Raw genomic sequence first — 12,668 nt, 5'->3', positions numbered from 1 at the left:
GCCTTTTATGTGCGCTTAAATACAAGTTTCCATATAAAGAAATTCGTGATGACAAGCACGAATAAATAAATTAATACTCCATAAGAAACTTGAGCTGCCAGGAAGTAATGCAATCCCGCTAGAGCCCCTAACGGAGGAAGCAATATAAGAGATTTCCAGCTCTGGGCATCGCCAATATCATTAAAGGGCTTTGTGAAAGGAATGTTACCTCCTATAGTGATATAACAAATGACGGTGTACAAGCAGCTCGTCACTAAAACAATCAGTAAATCTGGAATAATTCTCGGACCATAGATGAAGCAGAAAATGAGGCTTAGTACAATATATAATGGAATATACAATTTAATCAAAAATGCTTTTAAGCTACCTTTTTTTAGGTCTGTATAATCTTTAAGTGGAAAGACCTTATAAATCCAAGCAGCTTTATATTTCGCTGAATAACTAAGCATAAGCACAGCTGACGGAATAATTATCATGCTGAAATAGATATTTAAATAGCTCATGCTAACAGAATAATCAACTTCCTCAGACCTAGAAAAAGTAAACATAAAAATGAATGGAATGACAAAGGAAAAGCCTAAAGATGGATATACTTTTAGTTTAAACTCTCGCTCTTGTTTCATCATCAGGGATGCGAAGCGGTAGAAAGCTCTTTCTTCATTAGTTCCACAAATGATGTTTAACAAAAATGTCTTTAGACGATTCTTTCTTTCTTTTTTTGATTTGCTTGTATTTAATAGTTTTTGCAAATTACGTTCAAAGGTTGGCACTAGTTTGATATATAGCCATATTGAAATAATAGGTATGATGATTGCTAGCAAACAAAAAACTATAGTCATTAAGGATTGGTTACCATTTAATAGCAACTCATAGGGAGCGGCGAACCACATTGGTATAAGGAAAATACTCCACCAATGAAATACTATCGTCATATCTAAATTGACAAATTCAAAGGATCTAATCAGTACTTGATAGCCTATCATCAGCATTAAGGATAGTCCAATTTGAACATAATTGATCATATCCTTCAGCTTTTCTCCATCAAAGAATCGTAGAATCATCATATAGAGAATGGCGGTAAGCGCTACAATAAATAGGTTGATTAGAAAAATTTCAAACACTGTTAAAATAAAGAATACAAGGCCTTGTTTGATGAGGCTAACGACAAGTGGAATGGCTGTTAATGCCACTGTTAAATAAGTTAAATAGATGAAAATATGCATAAACTTTGCGGCATTAATCGTTTTTGTAGAGATTGGCTTAGTCGAAAGGATACTTCTGTCGCGTACATCCAGTAGGACTGATGAAAAGTCCGAAATCAAGGATGTCATAATTAAAAAAATAATCATGGCATATGAAATACTCATCTGGAAAAGAAAATTTTGACCAAAGCTCATCAGTGGAATGAGTATTAGCCCGAACAAAACATAAATCCATAAGGACTTAATATAGCCGTATTTTTGATCTTCCTTCTTCTTGTTCTGGTTAAATATTGTCGGTACCTTACGCTCATCCATTGTTAATTTTACATGGAGGATTTTCCTTATCATGTCATAATCGATGCCCAATTTGATAAAAATAATACGGAATTTATCAAGCAACTGTAGGGTTTTAAAATCTGTCATCATCGTACCTCTTGTACAATGGAAACAAATTTCTCACCAATTTCCTGATGTTCATGGAAGCCTGTCAATTGATTGAAAATTCTTTCCAGTGTTCCCTCTGTATTCTCTTCTTGCAGCTCCGCAAACGTACCATCAGCAGCAATTTTCCCGTCGTACAACAGGATAATTCGGCTACTGATTTTCTCTACGACATCCATAATGTGGGATGAATAGAATATCGTTTTTCCTTGGGCAGCTAACTGTGTTAAGATTTCCTTAAAAATCATGACACTATTTGCATCTAAGCCATTAATAGGTTCATCTAAAAATAGGATGTCTGGATTATGTAATAGACTGGCAATAATTAATAGCTTTTGTCGCATTCCCTTAGAATAAGAGGAAATTCTAGCGTGGTAGGCTTCTCCGACACCGAACAATTCCATTAGGGACTTTGATTTGTCAGCAGCTACTTCTAAATCAAGTCCGTATAACTGTCCAATAAAGGTTAAATACTCGTAGCCTGTTAAATTATCATAAACGTCTGCGATTTCTGGCACATAACCAATTCTTCGTTTATAGGCTAGTTGATTTTCTTTAATGCTCTCACCAAAGAGCCTGATATCTCCACCATAGTCACCCTCTAGCCCTAAAATTATTTTCACAGTTGTGCTTTTACCAGCACCATTAGGGCCAATATAGCCTATAATTTCTCCTCTAGATGCATGGAGGTCAATCCCCTTTAATATTTCCTTGTTCCCATAACTTTTCGTTAAATTCGAAATCGTTAAAATCTCTTCCATTTCGTAGCCCCTTTCAATCTTAGAAAAATTAACCATAAACATACTATACCATAGAAAAAGCGAGTATTTTCCTTTTGATAAAATGAAACCAGTTCATTTCCAGACTTGTCTAACTTTATAAGGGGGGAGGTTAAGCTTTGACTAGTGATGACAAAGAGCAATTGCTGTATGAGGCGATGGAGCAACATGGTGATTATTTAAAGCGGTTGGTTTATACATATGTAAAAGAATTACAGAAAACAGAAGATATTGTACAGGATGTCTTTATTAAATTTTATAAAAGCTTAGAGAGCTTTGAAGGGCGTTCCTCCATAAAAACGTATTTATACCGAATAGCTGTGAACGAGTGTCAAAATTATTTAAAAAGCTGGCACTATAGAAAATTAGAAGTGACAGAAAAAGTAAGGACGTGGTTAAAGCGTGAATCCCTTGAAGTGGACTATTTGCAGAAGGAGCAAAATCAATCAATAGGCGAACTAGTGAGCTCTTTACCAATTAAATACAGAGAAGTATTATGGCTACATTATTATGTTGAACTTTCAATTACTGAAATGGCTGATGTTTTAAAATGCTCTCCTAACACAATAAAAACACGGCTAGCACGGGGGAGAAAATTAGCAAAAATAACGATAGAGGAGGGGAAAATTGAATATGAATATTAAACATGAATTGGAGCGAACTCTTCCTGCTTCTATAAAATTATCAGAGAAGGAAAAGGCAAATATTCGTACAAAAATACAGAAGTCCGATCAGCCTAAGTATCATGTTAAGCCCTTAATTGTTTCAATAGTAGCTGCAATTCTAATAGGAATTAGCCTACTACCTACAATTCAATCGGTAGAAAAAGCTAGCCCGCCCTCAAATGATACCTCAATGGCTATTACGGATGAAGGGCAACAGCAAAATATTGAGCCATCAGCACAGTCTGTGGAAGAACCTCCAAAAGAACCGCTTTCGCTTACGGATGAAGAAAAAAGACAATATTATGAGCAATATTTAGAAATTATAGAAAGAGCGATGCAGAAAAAAACAGGTTTATCCTTTGGGGTTGTACCAATAGAGGAATATAAAGATGAATATTGGATTACACCACAACAATTTGAAAATGACGTTGAATCATGGTTAGAGGAGCACTTGGCTACAGAACGTGAGAAAATTGATAATATGTTAATAACACCAGAACCTGTAATCACCAATACAGATGGCAGTACAACTAAAACAACTTATATTTACTTCCCAGATATTTTGAAAACCATAGAAGTTACAGGACATTTTGAGACACAATATAATGAGGTTTACGATCGGCAATTGTTTATAAAAGCTGATAATATCTCTACAAAGCTGGCTTATCCCAGGGGTACGTGGGAGCAAACATCCTATAGAGTTTCTTTAATAGATGGTGGTAGAACCTATAGTATTCGTATTGAAGGAAATTTTGACTATAATGGTTTACATTTCGAAAAAGCATTCACCATTGATTTTAATTGTGATGTTAATGGGAAAATATACTGACATTTTTAGAAATCTTATTCATAATTCTAATGCTATGAAAAAGCCATTCGAAAAATACTACGAATGGCTTTCTTACTTTTGTCAATGTCAGCGACAGAAGGTTTTTTAGATTAAAATTAGGAAATGTAACAACCACTGCTAAAGAAAATTCGATATGCTGTGGACCTTTTGGGTTAGAATCAGTTATGCAAAAATAAAGCAAGGGGGTCAGGAAGTGTTTAATGATTTTAAGCTTGTGGAGGATCGTCCTGTTTATATTCAATTAAAAGATTATTTAAAAGAAATGATTATCAAGGGACATCTGTTGGAGCATCAGAAGCTTCCATCTACCCGTGAACTTAGTAAATTATTAGCGGTCAGTAGAAATACAGTACTAAATGCATATGCAGATTTAGAGCAAGATGGCATTATCTATGCAGTGAAAGGAAAAGGGAATTTCGTAGGAAAGGTCGTAACAGTGAAAAACACATCTGTGGAGCTTCATTGGAGGGAGAGGCTTAATAAGGTTACTTTGTTAGCTGATGAATTAGATTTGATGAAGCAGGAAGATATTCACTGGGAAAAAGGCATGATTTCCTTCAATAGTGTTGCCCCAGAAGAAAAGCTTTTTGATGTGGAAAATTTCAAAAGAGCCTTTTTAACTCGGATGTCTCTTGAAGGAGATATCGTATTGAATTACGGTTATGCCAAGGGCTATAAACCGCTAATCGAGTACCTTCTTCACTATATGGAAAGGAAGGGTGTCGATATTTCCAATAAGGATATTTTAATTACCAATGGCTTTACAGAGGGTTTGGACATTTTGCTATCTTCCTTTGCTAAAAAATCTGGGTGTGTGATTTGCGAAAATCCTACTCATCACGCCGCATTAAAGCTTTTTCGCTTGCATGGCTTTGATATCCACGGAATTGACATGAGGGATGATGGTATCGATATACATCAGGTTGAAAAAAGCTTGGTAGCAAAGAATTTCGATTTTGCTTATTTGATTCCATCCTATCATAATCCCACAGGAATTGTGACCTCCTCTGAAAAAAGGGCTGAAATCATTAGCCTTTTTTCTAAATATCAAATTCCGATTGTAGAAGATGGCTTTAATGAGGAATTACGTTATTCAGGCTCTCATCTAGTACCGCTAATAACCTTTATTGGTGCAGGTAACAATGTTATTTATATCAGTAGCTTTTCAAAAATCCTTTTTCCAGGCTTACGGGTTGGCTGGATTTTAGCAGATAGGGAGCTTATTCATTGCTTGGAAAGTGTGAAAAGGGCACGAACTATTCATACATCAACATTAGATCAAGCTGTACTTTATCAATATTTACAGGATGGCTATTTCGAAAAATATTTAAAAAAGGCTAAGTCAGTCTATAAGAAAAAATATGAACTAGCCCGTCAAGCTTGCAAACAATACATTCCCTTTAAAAGAATGACTGGAGATGGTGGCCTTCATCTCTTTATTGAGCTAGAGCAAGGAATAAATGCTCGTACACTATTGGAAAAGTGCTATCAAAGAGGGGTTGTTTTTTATCCCGGGGATGTTTTTTATAGCAATGGCGAAGGGAGTAATACTTTTCGATTAGGTTTTTCTCGGTTAAAAGAAGAGGATATTGTCCATGGAATTAAGATTATTGGAGATACATTGAAAAATGAAATGGGGAGTTGAAAATATGCGAGTTGGCGTTATTATGGGTGGAATTTCCTCTGAAAAGCAGGTCTCTATCATGACAGGGAATGAAATGATTGCCCATTTAGATAAAAATAAATATGAAGTTGTCGCAATTGAACTACACGACAAAACAGAGCTTATAGAGAAAGTAAGAAACATTGATATTGCTTTGTTAGCGCTTCATGGCAAATTTGGAGAAGATGGCACGATACAAGGTGTACTTGAGACCTTAGGTGTGCCGTATACTGGCAGTGGTATGCTAGCAAGTGGTATTTGTATGGATAAAAATATATCGAAAAAAATTCTTCGTTATGAAGGAATTGAAACGCCAGATTGGCTCCATCTTTCGACTATGGAAGAGCTGCAGCTAGATGAAGTGGATAAAATGGGATATCCGTTAGTAATAAAACCAAATTCGGGTGGCTCCAGTGTAGGGGTTAAAATAGTAAATGATAAAGATGCCTTAGTATCTGCGGTTTCAGAAGTATTCAAATGGGATACTGAAATTATTATCGAAAAGTTTATTGAGGGGGAGGAAATAACCTGCTCGATCATGGGTGGTGAGCTATTACCAATATTGTCGATTCGACATACCGCACAGTTTTTTGACTATGAGGCGAAATATAATGATGCTTCTACAAAGGAGGAGGTAATTGAACTTCCGACTGCCATACATGAACGTGTTGCGGAAGCTGCAATAGCCAGCTATAACGCTTTAAAATGCAGTGTTTATGCTAGAATTGATATGTTAATCAAAGATGGCATTCCATATGTTATGGAGGTCAATACATTACCAGGTATGACAAAAAACAGCCTACTCCCAAAAAGCGCACTTGGGGCGGGAGTAGGCTATGCAAACCTACTAGATAAAATAATAGAAACATCCTTACAGATAAGACGATAAATCAGTGGTAGGTTGCTTGGTATAAAAAACACCTTTTGTGCTTCAACAAAAGGTGTTTAGACGCTCTAACTAAGATTTAGATAACTCTATAAATCCATGTCCAAAAACATCTCTGACATCGTGAATGGCAATAAAGGCATCCTTATCGATTTCTTTAACAATTTTCTTGAGTTTCACAACCTCTTGTTTACTAATTACAATATAAAGAATTTCTTTTTGTTCCTTTGTATAATAGCCATGTCCTGATAGCACTGTAACGCCACGATTCATAAAGCCGTTTACATGACTCGCAATGTCTTCTGGCTTTTTCGAAATAATGGTAACTGCTTTTTTTGGATTGACACCTTCAATAACAAATTCCATCACCTTTGTTCCGACATAGAGCATAATAATAGTCAGCATTAATGCCTCTGCCCCAATAATAAAATACGATGAAAAAGCGACAATTAAATCAAAGAATAAAAGACCATAGCTAATACTCCAACCAAGATACTTATTTGTTATTCTTGCTAAGATTGTAGAACCTGCTGTTGTTCCACCAACTCTAATTATTAAACCGATGCCAACTCCAGCAAATACCCCACCAAAAATAGTATTCACAATAATTTCATTTGAAGCAATGGACCATGATTCTGTCAAATGTAAGAAAAGCGAATGGAGAGAAACGGCAATAATCGTATAAATCGTTGTTTGCCGACTTAAAAATTTATAGCCAACCACTAATAAAGCCGCATTTAGCACAAAGCTTACAATACTTGGTGACCATCCAAAAAGATAATACGCAATAATCGTTAAGCCTGTAACGCCACCCTCACCTAAATCATTTGGAATGACAAATAGGTTGACGGCCAGTGCAAAAAGCAGTGACCCAACGGCAATAATGAATATATCCATAAAGTATTTTTTCATTACACACACCACCAAAACGTTTTGATTTTTTCTATATCAAGTTTATATCGTTTTTAGAACGTTTATCAATAATATTTATTAATAGTAAACTTAATTTTTAAAGAAATCTATAACAATGGAGCATACTAATGAAAAAAAGGGTGATGAAGAATGCTAAATACGCTTGTAATGACTAAATTAATCATTCATAAGCCTGCCAACGAGGTATTTGAAGCTATTGTATCTCCAGATAAAATCGGAAACTTTTGGTTCTCCAGTAGCTCGGAAAGATGGGAAAAGGACAAAAGAATCTTATTAAGATATGAAGAATACAATGCAAAAGGCGTTATAACTGTACTTGAAATGGAAAACAATCAGAAAATAGTATTTTCATGGGGTGAGGAGCATGGTAAGGGGACAGAGGTTACCATTACACTTACAGAGCTTGGGTTGGGGACAGTTATTGAAGTCAGGGAATCAGGATTAAATGAAGAAGATCCAGATGTTGTAGCTAAAATGATGCAGCAAAAGGAAGGCTGGGTGTATACATTAACGTGCTTAAAGGCTTATGTTGAAAACGGAATTAATAATTTAAGAGCCTCCTTGATTCATTAAGGCAGTATTAATTAGTAAAGGCTGGTTAAAAATGAGCTAGCCTTCCTTTATGTAAGTTTAGTAAAATTACCATAATTATGATAATTTCGGGTATAATATGATTAATCACCACAAGATAGTAGAGTTTCACTTTGCTGTTAATCATGGAGGTAGTAATTTTGAAAACAGTTTTTTGGATTATTGGAGGTCTATTTGCTTGTATTGGAATAGCAATAGGCATAGTATTTTGGATATTTCAGAAAGACCTCAATAAGGATAACCCCGACTATGTCCTACAATTCCTAAAGGAAAATAAAGATAATGAACAAGTATCCTTAGCGATTCATTACAATCAACAAAATTGGGTAGAGATGAATACAAAGAAGCCCCTTCCGTTAGCGAGTACAGTTAAAATTATAGTAGCGATAGAATATGCACAACAGGCAGCGGAGGGGCGTATAAATTCTCAACAACTAGTAAGTTTAGAGGATCTACAAACTTTTTATATCCCCAAAACAGATGGTGGGGCACATGAAGCATGGCTAAAGCAATTAAAGCAAGATAACAAAATAGAGAATAATTTTGTATCCTTGAATGAAGTAGCCAATGGTATGATAGCCTATAGTTCGAATGCAAATACAGAATTTTTAATGGAGCTATTAGGGCTAGAAAATATTAATAAGGTATTAGAGCAATTAAATTTAATGGATCATGAACCGTTGTATCCAATAGTAAGTTCATTGTACATACCTACTCAATTCATGAAAGAAAAGGGTCTAACAAAAAAGGAAACCTTAACAGCTATGAAGGCTATGGATATGACAGAATATAGGGAAAGGGCATTGTCTATTCATGAAGCTTGGTTAAAAAAGCCCCTAAGTAATGAGGAAAAGAAAAAATCTCTTCAAACCCTTGATATGGATTTTCAAAAGGTCTGGTCTGATCGTTTAATAAGGGCAACAACAGCAGATTATATAACAATTTTAGAGAAGCTAAATCATAAAAATTTCTTTAATGAAGATGTACATAAATATCTAGATCCTGTAATGGAACAATTAATGCAAAAACCCAAAAATCAAAAATGGCTTTTACATGGGGGTCAAAAGGGAGGTTCTACTGCCTTTGTATTGACATTAGCAGCGTATACAGAGGATAAGGATGGTAATCAAACGGAAATCGCCTTTTTTGCCAATAATCTTAATAGGATAGAACAGACAAAGCTATCTAAAAACATGAATAGCTTTCAATTGAAGTTTTTAACAGATGAGAAATTTCGATTACATGTACAAAAGGAATTGTCCCCATAATAACTTGAAGTTGCCTCGATAGCTAGACGAATTTAGGCAACTTTTAATGTTGTCATCTCAGATACGTTCACCGATTAATTTTTCAAGAAAATCTGCAAAAGTAGGGGCATATTCATATATAATTCCATTCATTAGGTCATAGCACATAATCTTAAATTCACCATCTGAATCTTTTGATGAGGTATCAAAATAGTACAGCTCATCCGAGCCTATGAGGATGCTGTTTACACCAATCCTCATCCGCCACATTGAGACGATGAATATAGAGAAGATCATTATCAGAAATATCTCGAAACTCTGGTGAAGTTAACGTTAGCATATAGCTACCATCAAGAAATGCATTACCATAATTTCTCAGCCAACAGCAATAGGAGGGCGGTAAGGTAAATCCAAGTTCCTCCTCTGCTTCTTTAATCCAATTCTCTTCAACCCCTCGTCCTGAAAACCATTTTATAGCTGTAGTTTGCTCTAATTTTTCCATTAAACGATTATACATGTAATTCCACCTCTTTAATTTTTATAAGCTCGACTGTTAAGTACTTTCATGAATGTACATTCCTTTCCCTACTTGCATAGGATAATTTTATAATGTGAAAGGGGATTGAGGCAATGTATCATCCTTATTATGGAAATTATCAAATGTATCATTATAATTACCACCCCGCTTATTGGGCCTATCCCAATCAAATGGAACAAGGGGGGCGAAGTGATTATTCCGATGATTGGAGAAATGTCCAGAAGGATTTTGGACAGAAACCCTTTGTTGTTGATATAGAAGAGGCTTCAAAGCAAAATAAAAACTATCGTACAGCATTGTGGACAGGGAAGCATTTACAAGTAACCGTTATGAGCATTAACGTTGGGGATGACATTGGCTTAGAGATGCATCCTCATGTGGATCAATTTATCTGTATTGAAGAAGGGCAAGGCATAGCTCAAATGGGTCCAACTAAGGACTATTTAAACTTTCAAAGAAATGTGAGTGAAGACTCTGCCATAATGGTTCCAGCGGGAACATGGCATAATGTCATAAATATAGGAAATAAGCCGTTAAAGCTTTTCACAATTTATGCACCTCCAAATCATCCGTTTGGTACTGTACATGTAACAAAATCAGATGCAATGGGCTCAGAAGAAGGCTATAGACATGGTGGATAATAGGTAAGGGCCAGCATGTTTTGATAAATCTCCATCAAAACATGCTTGTTATTCAAGTATTAATAAGATTTTTTTTGTGTGGAAAATAATGAATTCCTCGCTAAAAATGGTTGGAAAAGGTTGTTGAGGAATGTATACAAAAAAAGAATTATTAATAGCTATAAAAAATCATGGTCACATCAATCAAGCTCAAAATGGAGTAAAGATAATCCAGCAAGAGGACAATGTGGAGTCACCACATTAGTAGTGAATGATTTTCTTGAAGGCGAAATTTTTAAAACTTGGCTTGATGAAGGCTGGCACTTTTATAATGTAATTAATGGTGAAAGAATGGATTTTACGAAGGAACAGTTTTCATATTTAATCGACTATCAAGACATTGATTCAAATAGAGCAGAGGCTTTTCAAGATACGAATGATGACCAATATAGCTATTTAAAATCACAAGTGAATAGGATTTTAAGTAAGGCAGAGAGCTAAATTTCTCTGCCTTTTAAAATTTTAAAAAGAAAGGTGTTGACGCTTAATAAATTATCGTGTTATTATTATCTCGAATTCAAGATAAATAAATTCAAGATAAATGAATTCAAACCTTTAGTTCTCGCAAGGAGGTACAATTATGGGTTTTTTGAATAAATTATTTAGTTCAAAAAAAGAGGAGGAACAAACAATGGCAGAATTAAATATCGGTATTATTATTGGATCAACTCGTGAGGGTCGAGTAAGCCCTCAAGTAGCACAATGGGTAAAGGAAATCGCAGATCAACGAGGTGACGCAAATTATACAATAATTGATATAGCGGATTATAAATTACCTTTATTAGGCGAACCAGGACAAGATGCTTCAGGAGCACAAGGTTGGTCAGAAATTATTGCTAAACAAGATGGTTTTGTATTCATCGTACAAGAATACAATCACTCTATTACAGGGGCATTAAAAAATGCACTAGATTATTTACGTGTAGAGTGGAATAACAAAGCAGCTGGAATCGTATCTTATGGTTCTGTTGGCGGTGCTCGTGCGGCAGAACATTTACGTGGTATTATGGGCGAGCTTTTAATCGCAGATGTGCGTGTTCACCCAGCACTATCATTATTCACAGATTTTGAAAATGGAACAGACTTTAAACCAAAAGAAGTACAAACAGATTCAGTAAACCAAATGTTAGATCAATTAATCCCGTGGTCAAAAGCACTATATACAATTCGCTAAGCTTATATAGTTTGAGGGAGGCTGTAATTGGACACAGTATAGGTAAGAAAAATTAGTCATGAAGGGGCTTGTTAACATGAAAAAGCATACAGCAGGTATTCACCATATCACAGCGATCGTAGGACATCCGCAAGAAAATATTGATTTTTATGCAGGAGTGTTAGGCTTACGTTTAGTAAAGCAAACAGTAAACTTTGATGATCCAGGCACATATCATTTATATTTCGGTGACAAAGGTGGGAAACCGGGAACAATCATTACATTCTTCCCTTGGGCTAATGCTTATCAAGGACGCATTGGTGACGGTCAGGTCGGTATCACAACGTATGTTGTACCTGAAGGGGCACTACCGTTTTGGGTTAATCGCCTAGCGAAATTCTCGATTCCTTTCCAAAAAGCTGAACGTTTTGGTGAGCAAGTCATTCAATTCGATGATCCGCATGGTCTGCATATTGAACTCGTTGCACGTGCTGATGGTGAATTAAATGAATGGTCATTTGGTGAAGTAAAACCTGAAGTTGCCATTAAAGGGTTTGGTGGAGCTACTCTATACTCAAGCCACCCTGTAGAAACTGCAAAAGTTTTAACAGAAGTAATGGGTCTTGAAAAAGCAGCCACAGAAGGTGACTATACTCGTTTTAAATCTAGTGCAGAGATAGGCAATACAGTGGATTTAAAAACAGTTGCAGGTCAGCGTGGTCAAATGGGTGTAGGAACAGTTCACCATATTGCGTGGAGAGCTCAAGATAATACGGATCATTTAGAGTGGCAAGAGTATGTTATGAATCATGGACAACATGTAACGGAAGTAAAAGATCGTAATTATTTTAATGCGATTTATTTCCGTGAACCTGGCGAAATTTTATTTGAAATTGCGACGGATCCTCCTGGATTCGCTCATGATGAAACACCTGAGACAATGGGAAGCCAATTAATGTTACCACCTCAGTACGAGCAGCATCGAGAAAAATTAGAAGGAACATTAATCCCAATTAAAGTGCGTGAGCTTGATTAAGAAA

General features: G+C 35.7%; 14 protein-coding genes. 10 read left to right on the top strand and 4 right to left on the bottom strand.

Annotation, left to right across the window (positions count from 1 at the left end; translation table 11 throughout):
* Positions 1-5: 5 nt before the first annotated feature.
* Both AC2CGN_RS14680 and AC2CGN_RS14675 read right to left on the bottom strand, forming a co-directional pair.
* The gene (locus AC2CGN_RS14680; RefSeq protein WP_484514623.1) at positions 6-1,625 is read right to left on the bottom strand and encodes a hypothetical protein; all 1,620 of its coding nucleotides are present in this window, start codon (positions 1,623-1,625) and stop codon (positions 6-8) included.
* Positions 1,625-2,404 (bottom strand): ABC transporter ATP-binding protein, encoded by a 780-nt coding sequence (locus AC2CGN_RS14675; protein WP_429983397.1) that lies wholly within the window; start codon positions 2,402-2,404, stop codon positions 1,625-1,627. Before AC2CGN_RS14675 ends, AC2CGN_RS14680 begins: the two co-directional genes overlap by 1 nt.
* 137 nt (positions 2,405-2,541) lie before the next feature.
* Here AC2CGN_RS14675 and AC2CGN_RS14670 point away from each other — a divergent pair, with 137 nt between their 5' ends.
* From AC2CGN_RS14670 to AC2CGN_RS14655, 4 genes are all read left to right on the top strand, one after another.
* A complete protein-coding gene (locus AC2CGN_RS14670; protein WP_429988269.1) occupies positions 2,542-3,066 on the top strand; it encodes a sigma-70 family RNA polymerase sigma factor in 525 nt (174 codons plus the stop codon).
* A complete protein-coding gene (locus tag AC2CGN_RS14665) occupies positions 3,056-3,916 on the top strand; it encodes a hypothetical protein (protein WP_429983395.1) in 861 nt (286 codons plus the stop codon). The genes AC2CGN_RS14670 and AC2CGN_RS14665 overlap by 11 nt, the downstream gene beginning before the upstream one ends.
* 214 nt (positions 3,917-4,130) lie before the next feature.
* The gene (gene pdxR, locus AC2CGN_RS14660; protein ID WP_429989407.1) at positions 4,131-5,582 is read left to right on the top strand and encodes a MocR-like pyridoxine biosynthesis transcription factor PdxR; all 1,452 of its coding nucleotides are present in this window, start codon (positions 4,131-4,133) and stop codon (positions 5,580-5,582) included.
* Positions 5,583-5,586: 4 nt separating this feature from the next.
* Entirely contained in the window at positions 5,587-6,489 is a 903-nt protein-coding gene (locus tag AC2CGN_RS14655) for a D-alanine--D-alanine ligase (RefSeq protein ID WP_429988267.1), read from the top strand.
* A gap of 69 nt (positions 6,490-6,558) precedes the next feature.
* On the opposite strand, the gene AC2CGN_RS14650 is transcribed toward AC2CGN_RS14655, so the two are convergent.
* Positions 6,559-7,398 (bottom strand): YitT family protein, encoded by an 840-nt coding sequence (locus tag AC2CGN_RS14650; protein WP_283869999.1) that lies wholly within the window; start codon positions 7,396-7,398, stop codon positions 6,559-6,561.
* Positions 7,399-7,548: 150 nt separating this feature from the next.
* On the opposite strand from AC2CGN_RS14650, the gene AC2CGN_RS14645 reads away from it, so the two are divergent.
* Together AC2CGN_RS14645 and AC2CGN_RS14640 are read left to right on the top strand one after the other, a co-directional pair.
* Positions 7,549-7,992 (top strand): SRPBCC domain-containing protein, encoded by a 444-nt coding sequence (locus AC2CGN_RS14645; RefSeq protein ID WP_484514619.1) that lies wholly within the window; start codon positions 7,549-7,551, stop codon positions 7,990-7,992.
* A 158-nt stretch (positions 7,993-8,150) separates the two neighbouring features.
* Positions 8,151-9,278: a serine hydrolase gene (locus AC2CGN_RS14640; RefSeq protein WP_484514617.1), complete on the top strand. Its 1,128-nt coding sequence runs from the start codon at positions 8,151-8,153 to the stop codon at positions 9,276-9,278.
* Between the two features lie 199 nt (positions 9,279-9,477).
* Here the strand turns inward: AC2CGN_RS14640 and AC2CGN_RS14635 are convergent, their stop codons facing one another.
* A complete protein-coding gene (locus AC2CGN_RS14635; RefSeq protein ID WP_484514615.1) occupies positions 9,478-9,774 on the bottom strand; it encodes an SMI1/KNR4 family protein in 297 nt (98 codons plus the stop codon).
* 113 nt (positions 9,775-9,887) lie between these two features.
* Between AC2CGN_RS14635 and AC2CGN_RS14630 the strand changes: the two genes are divergently transcribed.
* From AC2CGN_RS14630 to AC2CGN_RS14615, 4 genes are all read left to right on the top strand, one after another.
* Entirely contained in the window at positions 9,888-10,436 is a 549-nt protein-coding gene (locus AC2CGN_RS14630; RefSeq protein WP_429986311.1) for a cupin domain-containing protein, read from the top strand.
* 120 nt (positions 10,437-10,556) lie between these two features.
* Entirely contained in the window at positions 10,557-10,916 is a 360-nt protein-coding gene (locus AC2CGN_RS14625; protein WP_429986310.1) for a YunG family protein, read from the top strand.
* Positions 10,917-11,055: 139 nt separating this feature from the next.
* Positions 11,056-11,649 (top strand): NADPH-dependent FMN reductase, encoded by a 594-nt coding sequence (locus AC2CGN_RS14620; RefSeq protein WP_286923523.1) that lies wholly within the window; start codon positions 11,056-11,058, stop codon positions 11,647-11,649.
* 76 nt (positions 11,650-11,725) lie between these two features.
* Positions 11,726-12,664: a ring-cleaving dioxygenase gene (locus AC2CGN_RS14615; protein WP_429983386.1), complete on the top strand. Its 939-nt coding sequence runs from the start codon at positions 11,726-11,728 to the stop codon at positions 12,662-12,664.
* Positions 12,665-12,668: the final 4 nt, after the last annotated feature.

The sequence above is a fragment of the Lysinibacillus sp. DFXJR4 genome (assembly GCF_057196045.1).
This window is presented reverse-complemented; position numbering and strand designations above follow the sequence as displayed.